At 42.3% G+C, this 16779-nt stretch carries 14 protein-coding genes; 10 read left to right on the top strand and 4 right to left on the bottom strand.

Going from position 1 to position 16779, the window contains the following annotated elements; genetic code table 11:
* Window positions 1-10 precede the first annotated feature (10 nt).
* From FD724_RS17260 to FD724_RS17240, 5 genes are all read left to right on the top strand, one after another.
* The gene (locus FD724_RS17260) at window positions 11-985 is read left to right on the top strand and encodes a phosphate/phosphite/phosphonate ABC transporter substrate-binding protein (protein WP_114084468.1); all 975 of its coding nucleotides are present in this window, start codon (window positions 11-13) and stop codon (window positions 983-985) included.
* A gap of 497 nt (window positions 986-1482) precedes the next feature.
* On the top strand, window positions 1483-2217 hold the full coding sequence (locus tag FD724_RS17255; protein WP_179073466.1) for a phosphonate ABC transporter ATP-binding protein: 735 nt from the start codon (window positions 1483-1485) through the stop codon (window positions 2215-2217).
* 150 nt (window positions 2218-2367) lie between these two features.
* A complete protein-coding gene (gene phnE / locus FD724_RS17250; protein ID WP_179073465.1) occupies window positions 2368-3162 on the top strand; it encodes a phosphonate ABC transporter, permease protein PhnE in 795 nt (264 codons plus the stop codon).
* Between the two features lie 84 nt (window positions 3163-3246).
* On the top strand, window positions 3247-3720 hold the full coding sequence (locus FD724_RS17245) for a hypothetical protein (protein WP_179073464.1): 474 nt from the start codon (window positions 3247-3249) through the stop codon (window positions 3718-3720).
* A 433-nt stretch (window positions 3721-4153) separates the two neighbouring features.
* Complete coding sequence (locus FD724_RS17240; RefSeq protein ID WP_179073463.1) at window positions 4154-6733, top strand: tetratricopeptide repeat protein; 2580 nt, start codon at window positions 4154-4156, stop codon at window positions 6731-6733.
* A gap of 106 nt (window positions 6734-6839) precedes the next feature.
* On the opposite strand, the gene FD724_RS17235 is transcribed toward FD724_RS17240, so the two are convergent.
* From FD724_RS17235 to FD724_RS17220, 4 genes are all read right to left on the bottom strand, one after another.
* The gene (locus FD724_RS17235; RefSeq protein WP_179073462.1) at window positions 6840-7085 is read right to left on the bottom strand and encodes a toxin-antitoxin system HicB family antitoxin; all 246 of its coding nucleotides are present in this window, start codon (window positions 7083-7085) and stop codon (window positions 6840-6842) included.
* Window positions 7086-7187: 102 nt separating this feature from the next.
* Window positions 7188-7610 (bottom strand): hypothetical protein, encoded by a 423-nt coding sequence (locus tag FD724_RS17230; RefSeq protein WP_179073461.1) that lies wholly within the window; start codon window positions 7608-7610, stop codon window positions 7188-7190.
* A 461-nt stretch (window positions 7611-8071) separates the two neighbouring features.
* Complete coding sequence (locus tag FD724_RS17225; RefSeq protein ID WP_179073460.1) at window positions 8072-8728, bottom strand: (2Fe-2S) ferredoxin domain-containing protein; 657 nt, start codon at window positions 8726-8728, stop codon at window positions 8072-8074.
* A 58-nt stretch (window positions 8729-8786) separates the two neighbouring features.
* Window positions 8787-9050, bottom strand: a complete 264-nt coding sequence (locus FD724_RS17220) for an Asr1405/Asl0597 family protein (protein ID WP_114081510.1) — start codon at window positions 9048-9050, stop codon at window positions 8787-8789.
* Window positions 9051-9524: 474 nt separating this feature from the next.
* On the opposite strand from FD724_RS17220, the gene FD724_RS17215 reads away from it, so the two are divergent.
* The 5 genes from FD724_RS17215 to mutT all read left to right on the top strand — a co-directional run bounded on the left by FD724_RS17215 (window position 9525) and on the right by mutT (window position 16718).
* Window positions 9525-10079, top strand: a complete 555-nt coding sequence (locus FD724_RS17215; protein WP_179073459.1) for a Dps family protein — start codon at window positions 9525-9527, stop codon at window positions 10077-10079.
* Window positions 10080-10635: 556 nt separating this feature from the next.
* Window positions 10636-13899: a carbamoyl-phosphate synthase large subunit gene (carB, locus tag FD724_RS17210; RefSeq protein ID WP_179073458.1), complete on the top strand. Its 3264-nt coding sequence runs from the start codon at window positions 10636-10638 to the stop codon at window positions 13897-13899.
* A 596-nt stretch (window positions 13900-14495) separates the two neighbouring features.
* The gene (locus tag FD724_RS17205) at window positions 14496-15452 is read left to right on the top strand and encodes an RNA polymerase sigma factor, RpoD/SigA family (RefSeq protein ID WP_114081492.1); all 957 of its coding nucleotides are present in this window, start codon (window positions 14496-14498) and stop codon (window positions 15450-15452) included.
* 260 nt (window positions 15453-15712) lie between these two features.
* Window positions 15713-16057 (top strand): DUF760 domain-containing protein, encoded by a 345-nt coding sequence (locus FD724_RS17200; RefSeq protein WP_114081491.1) that lies wholly within the window; start codon window positions 15713-15715, stop codon window positions 16055-16057.
* 250 nt (window positions 16058-16307) lie between these two features.
* Entirely contained in the window at window positions 16308-16718 is a 411-nt protein-coding gene (mutT, locus tag FD724_RS17195) for an 8-oxo-dGTP diphosphatase MutT (RefSeq protein WP_012412036.1), read from the top strand.
* Window positions 16719-16779 lie beyond the last annotated feature (61 nt).

Raw genomic sequence — 16779 nt, 5'->3', positions numbered from 1 at the left:
AGAGTTGCAAATGAGTGTGAGGAAAAAGAGCTTATTGGGTGCTGGTGCAGCATTTGCAGTACTTACAGGTTTAGTAGTCAGCACAGTCGGGGCTATGCAGGCAACGATCGCCAACCCCACCACTAATCAACAGACACCACGCTTACTTGCTCAAGGGCAGAAGACTTTAACAATAGTTTTTCCCAGTCGTGCTGATTCTACAGACTTGCAAAATAAGGCAAATGCGGTAGGAGCTTTTTTATCCAAAGAGTTAGGAATTCCAGTCGTCGCCCAAGTTGGTGATGATACAGCTGCTGTAGAAGCTTTGAGAGCAAATCGGGCTGATGTCGCTTTTTTAAGTAGCCGTCCAGCTTTGAAAGCAAAACAATTAGCAAATGCCAGCTTGTATCTAGCCGAAGTTCGTTCAACTTATTCTGGAAGATACACCTATAGCTCAACATTTGTTGTCCCTAAGAATAGTCCCCTAAAAACTCAAAATTCAGCTAAAGCTACTTTAGAACAACTACGGGGCAAAAAAATGGCTTTTACTTCCCCTACTTCTGGCTCTGGGTTTATTATCCCTGTCGCTGAGTTGGTCAAACAAAAATTTGTACCCAACCGCGATCGCTTAGATGATTTCTTTGGTCAAGTTTCTTATGGCGGCAATTACAGCAAAGCCTTACAAGCAGTTGTGCGCGGTCAAGCTGATGTGGCTGTTGTGTCAGAATATGCTCTGAATCCACCTTATATCACCGCCGAAGAAAAGAGTCAGTTACGGGTTCTGCACAAAATTACTGGTGTACCTGCCCACGGTATTGCCATTGATGATGATGTTCCAGCCCCAACACGGGAAAAAATCATCAACGCTTTACTGAAATTAAATCAGTCGCAAAATAATAAGTTGTTAAGCGACTTGTATAATTCCACAGAATTAGTGCGAATTAACCACGATCGTCACCTAGCAACTATACGTGACGCTCTGCAAATTGCTGGCATTGAACCATAATTTAGAATTCAGAATTCAGAATTCAGAATTCAGAACTTAACAATCTTGACATTCTCTACGAGACGCGGCGCTATCCGCAATTTCTGTCAAAATTCATTCTGTTAGCGTATAGCTAAGGTTTAGCCCATTCTGACTCTGACTTTTCAAGTTATGTGGAAAAGTCCACGAAAAATCTAACCCCCTAACCCTTCCCGATGCGGGAAGGGCAGGGTGGTTTCATACGAAAAAAGAAAAATACATAAGTTTTTATTTCTTGTTTTGTGGCATGGCTTTTTACCCCTCTCCAAACCTCTCCCCGAAAGGTCAAGAGGCTTTGAAACCCAGTTTTAGTTTTTCTCTGGTTGTATGAAACTACCCTGTTCCCAATGCGGGAAGGGGGAAATTCAAAGTCTCTCTCCTTTTAGGAAAAAGATTTAGAGAGAGGTTTTTCAGATGCCGTGAAAAGTCAGATTCTGATTCCTGACTCCTGACTCCTGAATTCTGTTCAATAAATTTCTATGAATGATTATGTTATTGAGTGTCATAACCTAGAAACAGCTTATGCTCCATCTCTAAATCGTCCTATTCTCAACGGGATTAATTGCCAGATTAAACGCGGTGAATTTGTCGTTTTGCTAGGCCTAAACGGTGCTGGTAAATCTACATTACTGCGATCGCTAGTTGGACTAGTGCCATCTGTGAGAGGAGAAATCATCGTCAATAATGTTGAGATGAATTCCCGAACACTGCCAAAGATTCGGCGCGATGTTGGGATGTTATTTCAAGGTGGCGGATTGATTCGGCAGTTATCAGCACTAGAAAATGTCTTGTGCGGATGCCTTGGTAAAAGAACAACTTGGCAAACACTGTTGGGATTTTCCAAACGCGATCGCTTATTGGCACTAAATTTATTAGAACAGTTAGGACTGGGAGAGTTAGCTTTTCAAAAAACCAGTCAATTAAGTGGGGGACAGCAACAACGAGTAGCGATCGCTCGGACTTTAATTCAATCACCGCAAATTCTCTTAGTTGATGAACCCATCACTGGCTTAGATGTTGTCGCATCGCAACAAGTCATGGAAACTCTATCTGAATTGCACACTCAGCAAGGTATGACTATTGTTGCAGTTTTGCACGATTTGGGAATCGCAGAAAAATATGCAGGGCAAGCGATCGTCTTAGATGCTGGACGCGTCGTTTACCAAGGACTTTGTGACAACTTACAAGCTCAATTTGCTAGAGTTTCCGCTTGAGTAGGATTTGATTTCCCAAAAAAGACGCGATGAATCGCCGTCTCTACAATAATCAATCTTTTGTAGAGACGGCTATTTATCGCGTCTTAACCGAACAGTATTGCATTCTGACTCCTGGATTCTGACTACTGAATTCTTCTTCAATACAATATGAGTTACTTTTTTAAGTCAAAACGCTTACGCTTCTACCCTTGGCTGAGTTCTCTACTCATCTTATTAATTGTTGTCGTAGTTTATGGTTGGGCTTTGCGAGGACTCAAACTCGATTTTGAACTGCTAAGTTCTAGCTGGCCATACATCACCGATTTTATTACCCGGTTATTTCCTCCCGATTGGAAAGTTTTAGATATTGCAGTTAAGGCACTAATTGAAACTGTACAGATGTCTTTATGGGGAACTACCATTGGGGCAATTCTTTCTGTACCGATTGCTATAGCTAGCGCCAGCAACGTTGCGCCTGGGTGGTTGCGATCGCTAGCTAATTTACTGCAAAATACTGTGCGTTCTGTCCCCTCAATTATTCTGGGGCTAATTTTTGTTGCCGCCACTGGCTTAGGCGCACCAGCAGGAACTTTAGCTTTGGGAATCTACACCATCGGCTACCTTGCCAAATTTTATCAACAGGCAATTGAAGCAGTTGATCCGCGTTCTCTTGAATCGTTGGAAGTTATCGGAGCCTCCAAGTTACAGATTGCTCAATACGGCATTCTCCCGCAAGTGCTACCTCTGGGATTGGGTTACACCTTTTGGATGTTTGAGTACAACATCCGTGCTGCTTCTGTCTTGGGTGTAGTTGGTGCAGGTGGTATTGGCTTTCAGTTAAAAAGTTACATCGACGGGTTCGAGTACACCAAAGCAACAACCATGATGCTAGTGCTTTTGGTAGTCGTCACTGTAATTGATGCTTTTAGTAGCCAATTACGTCATCGGCTCGATTCTATGTAGTATTTAATTGTTAATTTTAAATTTGAGGCAAAGCTATATAACTTTGGGAATACTGAAATCAAGTACCCTAAAGGAGTATTAAAAATGGCAGAAAATCGCATCAGTGCCAGCCTAGCCCCAGCAGATAAAGAAGCAGTCATGCAGGCGATCGCTACTATTAAAGAAAAGTTACCATTTTTGGTAGATTTGACCCCTGAAGATCGGCGAACGATGCTGAAGATGGGAGATAAAAGTCGGGCTTTTGTCAGCAAAGCCTTAGAAGTGGCAACACAAAATCCTAACTTTTTGCCTCGTTACTTTGATTTAGAAGAAATGCGGCGGGACTTGGAAATATATGAGGACTTGTATCCGGTGCTGTTGTCTCTAACGCAACTGCAAGAATTGGTGGATGATACCTGTATAACTGCTGCTAGTGAAGCGTATGCAGCAGCATTAGCAGTTTATAGCTATGCCAAAGCTAGCGGTGATGTCGCAGGTTTAGATGCAGTAATTGATGAGATGGGACGCAGGTTTAACCGCCGTTCTAAGAAAAAGCAATCCGAAGTCCCAGTTAGCTAAAGTTTGCAATAAGCAATTATACTAGTTGCAAATTTGCTAAAATATACATCATTTGTAGGGGCATAACTTTAGTAGCCGCGACTTCTAGTCGCCAGGGAATTTTTGAGCCTCAGAAGGTCAACATCGAGCCTCAAAAGGTCAACATCAAGCCTCAAAAGGTCAACGTCGAGCCTCAGAAGGTCAACGTCGAGCCTCAGAAGGTCAACGTCGAGCCTCAGAAGGTCAACGTCGAGCCTCAGAAGGTCAACGTCGAGCCTCAGAAGGTCAACATTGAGCCTCAGAAGGTCAACGTCGAGCCTCAGAAGGTCAACATTGAGCCTCAGAAGGTCAACGCATAAAAATTACCCAAAAAAAGTTTAGTAAATTCCGAAATACAGCATCTATATTTAGTAGTTCTTCTGTAAACACTAGCACCTCAAAATTGAATCTTGTAATGAACCCACAAAACAAGCCCAAGAGTCTACAAGATATTCTTAAGCAGCGCCAGCAATCAGGTTTTGTGGGTCGTGAAGACCAAGTAAACCAATTTCGTCAAAATCTAGCATTACCCCCAGAAGACGATCGCCGTCGTTTTCTGTATAACGTTTGGGGTCAAGGCGGAGTTGGTAAAAGTACCCTACTGCGACAGTTTCGTAAAATTGCTGACGAAGCAAAAATCATTTCGGCTTACATCGATGAAGCTGAAAAAACCATACCAGAAGTCATGGGTCGTTTAGCTGAGGAGTTAGAACGGCAAGGTCATAAACTAACGCACTTTACAGAACGCTACAAAGTTTACCGTCAAAAGCGCCAAGAATTAGAAACTGATCCAGAAGCTCCTCAAGGTTTTTCCGCTTTTGTAGGAAAAACTATGGTAAAAACTGGTGTGCGTCTAGCGCGTCGAGTTCCCGTTGGCGGTGCTGTATTTGACTTTGTAGATGAGAATGCTTTGGCTACCCAAGCTGGAGAATGGGCATCTTATGTTGCCAAGAAAATAACAAATAAAGACGAGGTGCGTTTAGTTCAAGAACCTGAAGAAGTTCTGACCCCGCTATTTTTGCAAGATATTTTTAAAATTGCTGAGAAAACTGCTGTTGTTCTGTTTATTGATACTTATGAACGCACGGGAGAATTTCTAGATAACTGGCTACGGGAAATTTTGGAGGGTCGCTACGGTGAAGTATCTCTCAATATATTGATAACCATCGCCGGTCGGCAGGAATTAGATAAAAATCATTGGGCTCCTTACGAGGGGCTAATAGTTCGTTTCCCTCTGGAACCGTTTACAGAAGAAGAAGCCCAACAATATCTAACTCGCAAAGGCATTACGGACAATCGCATTATTGAAGTGATTTTGCACCTATCTGGAAACTTACCTCTACTAGTAGGAATGCTAGCAGACGCTCATCCCAATGACCCCAACCAGGTAATTGAGCCTAGCAGCAGTGCTGTAGAACGTTTTTTAAAATGGATTGACGATCCCAAGCGGCGACAAGTTGCTCTCGATGCTGCCATTCCTCGGTGTTTGAATCGGGATGTTATAGCTAAGTTAAGAGGAGAACAAGAAGCAGATGAACTGTTTACTTGGCTCAAAGAAACATCCTTTGTCAACGAACGTACTGACGGGTGGGCTTATCATGATGTTGTGAAAACTCAAATGTTACGCTACAAGCGCCTTTCATCGCCGCAAGGCTGGGCTGAGATACATGGGAAGTTGGCAGAATATTATGACAGCCTGCGGAACGATCTGCAATTGGAGGAAGAGAACAAACAGCCAGATCCTAGCTGGCAAAGTTACACATTAAATGTGTTGTACCACAATTTATGTCAGTCACCGCAAAGAAATTTATCTGTAGCTCTCAATGGATTTCTTGCTGCACTCAAAAATCAAAGTATTTTTGCCCAACAATATGCAGAAACCATGCTTCAGGCTGGTAAAGATGTGGATTCTATTGAAGTTCAGGGTTGGAGTGAACAATTAGCGAATGGCTTAAAAGCTTTTGAAGAAAGCCTTTATCAAGTTACATTGGAAATGTTTACCGCAGTTTTACAGAATTCTAAAATTGAGGTTAAATGGCAACCAATTGCTTTAGTTTGGCGCGGTGAAACTTACCGCTTAATGGAGCGTTACCCAGAAGCCCTACAAGATTTTGACCGTGCTATTGAACTTGACCCCAAATATGACTGGGCGATCGCAAGTCGCGGTAAAACTTATCAATCAATGGAGCGTTACCCAGAAGCGCTAGAAGATTTTGACTGCGCCATTGAACTTAATCCCAAACTCGACTGGGCGATCGCACATCGTGGTGAAACTTACCGTTTAATGAAGCGTTACGCGGAAGCCCTACAAGATTTTGACCGCACCATTGAACTTAACCCCAAACTCGACTGGGCGATGGCATGTCGGGGTCTAATTTATTCCTTAATGGGACGTTACGCAGAAGCCTTACAAGATTTTGACCGCGCTACTGAACTTAATCCTCAACTCCACTGGGTGATCGCAAATCGTGGTGAAACTTACCAATTAATGAACCGTTATGAGGAAGCTCTACAAGATTTTGAGCGCGCGATTGAACTTAACCCCAAATTTGCTTGGGCGATCGCAAATCGCGGTGAGATTTATCTTAGGCTGAAGCGTTACAATGAAGCTCTTGCAGATTTTAGCCATGCTATCAACTTAAAATCTAACCGAGATTGGTATTTCTATAATCGCGCTTTAACTTACTTAATCTTTAACCAATCAGACAAAGCACGAACTGACCTAGCAGTTGCCATCAAGCTTGCTAAAGAGCATTACAAAAAAGATGCTCAAAACTATCGTAATGCCTTTAACTTAGCTCTTTACTATTTGGCTGCTCAATATTATCAACCAGCAGAGCAGTTATATCGGTATACCTTATCTCAAGGTGCTTCTACAGAGCGTATCTGTATAGCAATTCACGACTTAAATGACTTTTTAAATGTGTTTCCTAACCATGTGCAGGCTACATCTATGCGACAGTTATTACAGTCTTCTCTAACTGAGGTTGTGTAATTGTAAAACTAGCCGACAGTAATCCTGCAAGCCCCAAAAACTTATAAAGCGGTCACAACTACTACTTTGCCTTTATCATGACAAAGCGTACACGATCGCCTTGTTGTTAAGCTGTAGGTAATTGATCATAAAATTCCGGTTCAATATCTGGTACTTTCGCTAAAACTGCCTCGTATTTTTCTCGACTGCCTCGCTTTGCTAGCTCCCCTAGATAAATTTCAGTTGTGAGTGCAGCGATTTTTTCCGCAACTGCTGTCACCACAAACTGATCGATAGAAATGCCGTCTTGTTTGGCAAGTTCCTGCAAACTTTTGTACAAAGAGTCAGGAAGCTGGACGCTGAGGTTGCTCATGACAATGCTCCAATAGATTGCAAAAAATCCGCAGGTGTCAATAAAAATGATTACGAGAAATTTTATATTTTAGATGATCAGCCAGGTAAAAACGGCATTTGTCTAAATCCACTCAAATCCCTGTGTGGCTAAAAATTCTTTACCTGGTTCCAAAATATCTTTGCTTAAAATCAGTTTGACTTTTGGAGAACTAAGATACAAACGAAAACGCTCAATAAATAGTTGGTTAGCAGGTTCAATTTTCCTAATGGCACTCCAGGGAATCAACAACGGCGGAAGCCCCAAGGTAAATAAGGGGAAAATACTCAGATAAATCCCTTGAGGAGTTATCCCAACATTTAAAGTTCCTTTGTAGTGAACCAAACCCACAGAACCGCTTTGCATTCGGGAGAAGTTTTGTGGCGGCGCTTCTTTCGTGCAGTAGAGTTTAGCGAGGCGATTCCAGTCATGACGGAATAGAAAAATCATGACTATCATGGAAAATGTTAAACAAACGGTGTATATCCACTGAGGGGTATGTGGCATTTGTTTTTAAATCATTGATGATTGACGCTTCAACTGTAAGCGATGTCTAACAACAAGTCTCTTTGCGCCTACGCATTTATCAATCAACTACATACCCTTGAATTTTTCCAAACTATGGGAGCATCCCGGTAAAAAATTGCTTAATAAAAATCCCATTCATTCAAAAAACTGGCTTTAAATTAAGGCCAGTTTTTTGATTTTATTGCAAACTTCGATCGGACTTTACGGCCGAGTATTAACGGAACACACTTGAGAAGATATTATTAAACTTTCTCATTCAAATGTCAAGATTTCACTAAATAGGTGGGTGGGAAAATCCACAACTACGTAATTGCGAGTGAAACGTACTCCTACAAAGAAGCAAGCTACTTGCAGCATCTCTTATGAGAAGCAATCACAAAGATTTCAGCTATATTACATTTTGTTGCATAGTTAGGTTTATTCATGCTTACCTGCTTACGTCAGCAAAACTTGCCATTAGATATCGCCACTTCCCTTAAATTCTCAGGCTGTGCTTCTAAACTCTTGTCACCAAAATGCTTATCCATCAACCTGGGGACTTGTGCAGCCTGAATTCGGCTATGGCGTGTTTTATCTGGCATAACCAAGTTTGGCCCAGCTTTACAATTTTTCATACAACCAGTGCCCTTGATTGTAACTTGGTCTTCTAAACCGCGATCGCTTAAAGCTGCCTCCAATGCCTGACAAACTGCTTTACCACCGCGTTTCATACAATCAGACTTTTGACACACCAAAATTGTGGCTTTAGCCTTAGCTGGCTTTACTTTGACATTATCAATAGATGGGGGTTCTTGTACTGGTGTGATCGTTTCAACTCTCCCCATATCAGAACGCGCCGCCATTACCCGTTCAGCTTTCAGAGTGATAGTACCATCCTTCAAATCATGCTTTTTATAACCAACAACTTGCAGCCAAGTCCCTGATGGTAAGCGCAAGTCAAAAGCAGCCCGTAAATGTTTAGCTAGTTTAATGTAAGACTCACCTTCATGAGTCCCCAGCATTAAGCCTTTAAGCTTATAGCCATCTTTAATAACAAAATTTATAAATCTGCCCTCAAGACAAAATTCTGATACTTCCATAGTGTGAGATGCACCCATTTTTTTGATCTCCTTTTAACTAAGTACAAGCAATCAAGCAAGATATTCTCAGCAGTAGCTAAAAATTAGAACTGTTGTTAGCAATTTTCCAACAGTACTCAAGAGCCAAAATTTGCTCTTGACGAGAGGCTGTTAATCGCTGTATCACACTCCAAAGTTGAACAGCTATCACAGGAGAGCTAATTTCAACTTTCAATGGCTGGTTAGCTATACAAGTACAGGGAATATCTAACTCCTTTAGGCGTTGATAGACTTGCCAGCGATCTGCCCAATTCACCTCTACAAGGTGGTTGCTTTCTATTTCTGAACTAAACGATTTCAAGAGAATTGCCCTCAAAGTGCAACAAACTTGCAGTAATTACCGCGATTTAACTCTCTGCTTAGTGAAAGTTTTAGGAGTGTAACCTCTTAAAACCAGCATACCTTAAGTGCAAACAATTCTCATTAATTTTGAAAAAAAAGTCAAACTTTTACAGCCATTCCATATTGAGAGGGGGAAGAGGTAGGGAGCAGGGGACAGAGGAGAGAGATAATTTTAATTTTTATTCTCTCGCTTGTGCCCTGCCCCCTGCCTCTATTGGGAAATATGCACATTTAAGTCGTGATGTCAATATTAATGAGAGATTTATGCACATTGATAGGTGTGCCATCATCCAGCAAACAATAAAATTGAGATTATTAGTAAGCAAAAATACAAAATCTTGTGCTGGCAAATTGGCTTGCACTTATTATTAAAATGTTAATATGTTGAGAATAAGCAGTTAAAATCTATAACTGTTAAAAAGAGAGGAACACAATGTCTGAAACGCAAACTTTGTTACGAAATTTTGGTAATGTATATGACAATCCCGTGTTGCTGGATCACAGCGTCACTGCTCCAGTTACAGAAGGATTCAACGTCGTATTAGCTAGTTTCCAGGCACTGTATTTGCAGTACCAAAAGCATCATTTTGTAGTTGAAGGCTCAGAATTTTACTCTCTGCATGAGTTTTTTAACGAAAGCTACAACCAAGTACAAGACCACATCCATGAAATTGGAGAACGCTTGGATGGACTAGGTGGTGTTCCAGTAGCGACCTTTACCAAATTAGCAGAATTAACCTGTTTTGAGCAAGAGCCTGAAGGCGTATATTCCTCTCGCCAAATGGTAGAAAATGACTTAGCCGCAGAACAAGCTATTCTTGGCGTGATTCGCCGCCAAGCTGCTCAGGCAGAGAGTTTAGGCGATAGAGGTACACGCTATCTGTACGAAAAGATTTTGTTGAAAACCGAGGAACGTGCTTATCATTTGTCTCACTTCCTCGCTAAAGATAGCTTAACTTTAGGGTTTGTCCAAGCGGCTCAAAGCTAAAACTCTCATAATCTAGATTTATTTACCTAGACTGAAAGAAAAAGTTGGCAGCACGAACTCTTAAAATATTATAAAGAATGGCAGAGAATGATACTTTTATTCCTCTGCCATTTTTAATTTAAGTAAACATATCATCATAAGATTTAATGTTGAAAATATGTGGCAATTAGATAGGTAATAAATATTTTTATCTAATAAATTTATTTGGGCTGAATAAGCGGACAAATATATGCCATAATAAATTACCAATTCGTCGCAAAGTTTTATCAAACTAAATAACAGAAATTTGCAAAAGCTTTAAAAATTTACTCGTCACAATTAAATAGTATTAGAAATACAAAATAATCATTGGGCATTGGGTATTTGGGTTAGGAGAGAGGTAGACAGGTAACAGGTAACAGAGAATAACCTGTACCCTCTAACCTGTACCCTATTCCCTAACTCCCACTCCTTTCATGTCATCAAACCTAGAAAACTTAATAATAAAAAGCACGACAGGGTGTAAAGACCCTTAAAATAATCAGGATTTGTATTCTCATACTCCAAGGCAACGACTATGCCCCGCCGTGACGACCTCCGGAAGATTCTACTGTTAGGCTCTGGCCCAATTGTGATTGGACAAGCCTGTGAGTTTGACTACTCTGGCACTCAAGCCTGCAAAGCGCTGCGAGAAGAAGGCTATGAAGTAGTTTTGGTCAACTCAAACCCTGCAACGATTATGACCGACCCGGAAACGGCCGATCGCACTTACATTGAGCCGTTAACTCCAGAATTGGTCGAAAAAGTCATTGAGAAAGAACGCCCCGATGCTTTATTACCAACGATGGGAGGACAAACCGCCCTCAACCTCGCCGTTGCTTTAGCCAAAAATGGCGTGTTGGAAAAGTATGGTGTTGAGTTAATCGGCGCTAAACTCCCAGCCATTGAAAAAGCCGAAGATCGAAAACTGTTCGGTGAAGCAATGGCAAGAATTGGGGTAGCTGTGTGTCCTAGCGACACAGCCGAAACTTTGGAAGAAGCCAAAGCTGTTGCCCGTCAAATTGGTAGTTATCCTCTAATTATTCGTCCAGCTTTCACAATGGGCGGAAGTGGTGGCGGCATTGCCTACAACCAAGAAGAATTTGAAGAAATGGCACAGGTAGGTATAGATGCCAGTCCCGTTTCGCAAATTCTCATTGACCAGTCTTTACTGGGCTGGAAAGAATATGAACTCGAAGTGATGCGTGATTTGGCAGATAACGTGGTGATTATCTGTTCCATCGAAAACCTTGACCCTATGGGCATTCACACCGGGGACTCAATTACCGTCGCTCCCGCGCAAACCCTGACTGATAAAGAATATCAAAGGCTGCGGGATATGGCAATTAAAATCATCCGCGAGATAGGTGTGGAAACTGGCGGTTCTAATATTCAATTTGCCGTTAATCCGCTTAATGGGGATGTGGTTGTAATTGAGATGAACCCCCGCGTTTCCCGCAGTTCGGCTTTGTCTTCCAAAGCTACGGGTTTTCCCATCGCCAAAATTGCCGCAAAATTGGCTGTCGGCTATACCTTGGATGAAATTCAAAATGACATCACCAAGAAAACTCCCGCATCCTTTGAGCCGACAATTGACTATGTGGTGACAAAAATCCCCCGCTTCGCCTTTGAAAAATTCCCTGGTTCTGACCCAGTGCTGACAACCCAAATGAAATCAGTCGGGGAAGCAATGGCAATTGGACGGACTTTCAACGAATCCTTCCAAAAAGCGCTGCGATCGCTCGAAACCGGACGCGCTGGTTGGGGTTGCGACAAAGCCGAAAAATTACCCAGTGGTGAACAAATCCGTGCCCAACTGCGGACACCTAACCCCGATCGCATTTTCGCTGTGCGTCATGCCTTGCAGCAAGGGATGACTATTGAAGAAATCTATGAACTGACTGGTATTGACCGATGGTTCTTAGATAAATTGCAGCAACTCCTAGATGTCGAAAAATTCCTGAAGCGGACACCTTTGCAGCAATTGACAAAAGAGCAACTTTATGAAGTGAAGAGGGATGGATATAGCGATCGCCAAATTGCTTATGCCACCAAAACCACCGAAGATGAAGTTCGCGCTTACCGCAAGTCACTAGGAATCATCCCAGTTTACAAAACCGTAGATACCTGCGCGGCTGAGTTTGAAGCCCTTACCCCTTACTACTATTCTACCTACGAAGAAGAAACAGAGGTAATGCCCGCAACCAAGCCCAAAGTCTTAATTTTGGGTGGTGGCCCTAACCGTATTGGGCAGGGAATTGAGTTTGACTATTGTTGTTGTCACGCCGCCTACGCCTTGAAGGATGCGGGGTATGAAACAATTATGGTCAACTCCAACCCAGAGACAGTTTCGACAGACTACGATACCAGCGATCGCCTTTACTTTGAGCCTTTAACGAAAGAAGATGTTCTTAACATCATCGAAACTGAAAATCCGGTTGGGGTAATAATCCAGTTTGGCGGACAAACCCCGCTAAAGTTGGCTATTCCTTTACAAGAGTTTCTTAACAATGACACATCAGGACTGCTGACTAAAATTTGGGGTACATCCCCAGATTCCATCGACATGGCAGAAAACCGGGAGCGGTTTGAAAAGATTCTCCAAGAGTTAAATATTTCCCAACCGCCGAATGGGATTGCGCGGAGTTACGAAGATGCGCTGATTGTTGCCAAACGCATTGGCTATCCGGTAGTGGTGCGTCCTAGCTATGTGTTAGGCGGACGAGCAATGGAAATCGTTTATTCCGATGCTGAGTTGGAACGCTACATGAGCTTTGCAGTACTCATAGAACCAGAACATCCAATTTTGATTGATAAATTTCTGGAAAACGCAATTGAAGTCGATGTCGATGCGATCGCCGATCACACTGGACGGGTGGTGATTGGTGGTATCATGGAACACATTGAGCAGGCTGGGATTCACTCAGGAGATTCCGCTTGTTCTTTACCTTCTATTTCCCTATCACCAGCAGTTCTCAATCAAATTCGCACTTGGACGGTGCAGCTAGCACAATCGCTATCAGTCGTGGGGTTGATGAATATCCAATTTGCTGTTGTCGGTGCAAGCAGCTATTCTCCCCAAGTTTACATTTTGGAAGCCAACCCCCGCGCCTCGCGTACAGTACCATTTGTATCTAAAGCAACAGGCGTACAGTTAGCGAAATTAGCATCCTTAATTATGTCGGGTAAAACCTTAGAGGAGCTAGGCTTCACCGAGGAAGTCATTCCCACACATATTGCTGTAAAAGAAGCAGTATTACCCTTTAATAAATTCCCAGGAACTGATACAATATTGGGCCCAGAAATGAGATCTACTGGTGAGGTGATGGGGATTGACAGCGACTTTGGCCGGGCCTTTGCCAAAGCCGAATTGGGTGCTGGGGAGCGTTTACCACTGACTGGAACTGTATTTGTATCAATGAGCGATCGCGATAAAGCTGCCGCTGGTGCTGTGGTGAAGGAGTTTATCGATTTGGGCTTTACAGTGATGGCTACCCTTGGTACACGGCGAGTTCTTCTTGAACAGGGGTTAAATATTGAATTAGTGTTAAAACTCCATGAAGGCCGTCCCCACGTTTTGGATGCAATCAAAAATCAAAAAATCCAACTTATTATCAACACACCTTCCGGGGAAGAAGCCCACACTGATGCTAGGTTAATCCGTCGCACAGCCTTAGCTTACAAAATTCCCATCATTACTACCATCGCTGGCGCAAAAGCTACCGTCGCCGCCATCCGTTCTTTACAAAATACAACTTTGGACGTAAAAACCATTCAAGAGTACTGCCCGATTGCGAAGTAGTACGGAGTAGGGGAGTAGGGGGCAGAGGGAAAGAGGGCAGGGGAGGCAGGGGGAGCAGGGGAAGAAGAACTATTAATTAGTGTCTAATGCCCAATGCCCAATGCCCAATGCCCAATTCCCAATTCCCAATTCCCAAGAAAATTAAGTAATTGTTATAAGAGAATGACTATAGTTCTCATTAGAGATATCTTAGCAAATATGAGGAAGCTTATATTCACCAAATAATTTCTGAAATTGACTTATAGTCAGCCTTTAGAGAGAGGGCGATATTGCATGAACTGGAAAAACCAGGAAATTTAATGTCGCTATATAGCCAAAACTTCTCATAAATGTTACAATTATTAATAAGGCTCCAATAAAAAAATGTTTAAGAAGCTACCTTTTATCTAACTGTAGATACTTGTGAAAAGTAGGAAATAACTGTAACTTTTAGCAGTTAAGAAGCCTAAATTTGTTTATTATGAGCAGCCGAATTTATCGGGCGCGTAAGTTGCAAACCATACATGGGTTCCCAGTCTGACTGGGTAGCACCCTAACAAAGCATCTATCCCTTAATGACCCTACCGCCAAACCCATCATTACCAAAGAGTAGCGCCATGAAGACCGCTCAGACAGCCACAGACCTCGTGCGGACTTACCTGCGTGAGATTGGCCGTGTGCCACTCTTAACACACGAGGAAGAGATTTTTTATGGTAAACAGGTGCAACGTTCTTGTACGTTGCACGAATCAAGAGAATCTCTTGCCACCCAGTTAGGTCGCCAACCGACCTTAGAAGAGTGGGCCAAAGCGACAAAGTTAGAACCAGCAGAATTGAACGAAGCGATCGCTGATGGTGAAATTGCCAAGCGTAAAATGGTAGAAGCCAATTTGCGCCTGGTAGTCTCCGTTGCTAAAAAGTACATCAAGCGCAACGTCGATTTACTGGACTTGATCCAAGAAGGTAGTATTGGTATGCAACGTGGGGTAGAAAAATTTGACCCTACCAAAGGGTATAGATTTTCTACTTATGCCTATTGGTGGATTCGGCAAGCTATCACTCGTGCTATAGCCGAAAAAGCTCGTACCATTCGGCTGCCTATCCATATTACTGAAAAATTAAATAAGATTAAAAAGGCACAGCGCCAATTGTCTCAAAAGTTGGGACGCGCTCCTACAGCTGGTGAACTAGCTCAAGAATTAGAATTAACCCCCAAACAAGTACGAGAGTATCTAGAAAAGGCGCGTTTGCCCCTTTCCTTAGATTTGCGGTTGGGCGATAACTACGACACCGAACTAGGAGAAATGCTGGAAGATCCAGGAGCATCTCCAGAAGAGTTTGTCATGCAATCTTCCCTATCTTATGACTTAGATCGTCTCATGGGCGATCTTACGCCACAACAGAGGGAAGTAATCACACTGCGCTTTGGTTTAACTGATGGGCAAGCGCTGACTCTGGCTAAAATCGGTGAAATACTTAATATTAGCCGCGAACGAGTCCGGCAAATTGAGCGGGAAGCTTTAACCAAACTTCGCAAGTCTAAAGCCAACATGGGTGAATATTTGGCAAGTTAAAAGCAGAGGCGCGATTAATCGCGTCTGTACAGGAATTGGGAGTGAGGAGTTTTTAATGAACTTCTCACTCTTTGCTTTATTTGTTAGGGTGACGAAAATACGCTGACTTTAGTACGGTTACACCTACTTCCACCAGAAAGCGAGGCTGTTACATTAGTTGACAGGAAGACAAAACAGCTAGCTAAGTCAAATCCAAAACAAACACTTAGTATTAAAATCACAAGCACCGTAGCCAGTAGTGGTAGTTAAGGAGCTAAAAAATGAGTAACCCATCCAATCGTGTCTCAGAATTTTTCAATAGCGAATCAGAAACCAACGATTTACTATGGCAGTATGTTAAATCCTTGAGTCCAGAGACAGTTACCCAGCTATCTAAACCTACATCTGCCGAAGTTTTTCAGGTGATGGAACGGAATATTACAGGACTATTGGGTAATCTACCTTCAGAACATTTTGGCATCACCGTAAGCACCAGTCGGGAAAGTCTAGGTCGGCTTTTGGCTTCTGCTATGATTAGTGGTTATTTCTTGCGTAATGCTGAACAGAGAATGAATTTTGAACTTGCCCTACAAGGGACTGAAACCAACAACACCGAAGTTGAATAGAAATAGAAAAGTTAGCAAATTCTATATTGTTGTTGGGCTGATTGCTAGCCACAGTCACGGCTATAGGAATTAAAAATAAGGCTCTGCGAAATCTTTGGCCCTAATTCCCAATAATTATCAGCTAGATTTTTTTAAAATATCCAAAACAGTGACGCATTAAGGTTGAAATTTAAAAAATCAAAACTCGGCAGAGTTAAAATTAGTCTGCCGAGTTTTGTTGTTAATCATCTCCCCCTTTTGTCCATCAATTATGAGTGAAACCAGTTCTTTCCCGCCCCATAAAATCATTGGTGTTGCAGTAATTTGGAATGATCAAAAGCAAATTTTAATCGATCGCCGTCGTCCAGAAGGAGCAATGGGCGGTTTGTGGGAATTTCCTGGTGGTAAAATCGAGCCTGGTGAAACTATTCAAGAGTGTATTCAACGGGAAATTTCCGAAGAACTAGGAATAGTAATTGAAGTGGGAGAGCATCTGATTACTATTGACCACACCTATACAAATTTGCGCGTTAGCCTCACAGTGCATCACTGCTGCCATGTTACAGGTGTTCCCCAACCTTTGGAATCCGATGAAATTCGCTGGGTAACTTTGGAAGAATTGGATCAGTTTACTTTTCCGAAAGCAAATACTCAAATTATTGCTGCTTTAAAAGGGAATTGAGAATTGGGAATGGAGAATGGGGAATTGAGAATGGGGAAGAGTTTTTTAATACTTAATGCCC

Origin of the sequence: Nostoc sp. C057 (assembly GCF_013393925.1) — a bacterium.
Classification (GTDB): Bacteria; Cyanobacteriota; Cyanobacteriia; order Cyanobacteriales; family Nostocaceae; genus Nostoc; species Nostoc muscorum_A.
This window is presented reverse-complemented; position numbering and strand designations above follow the sequence as displayed.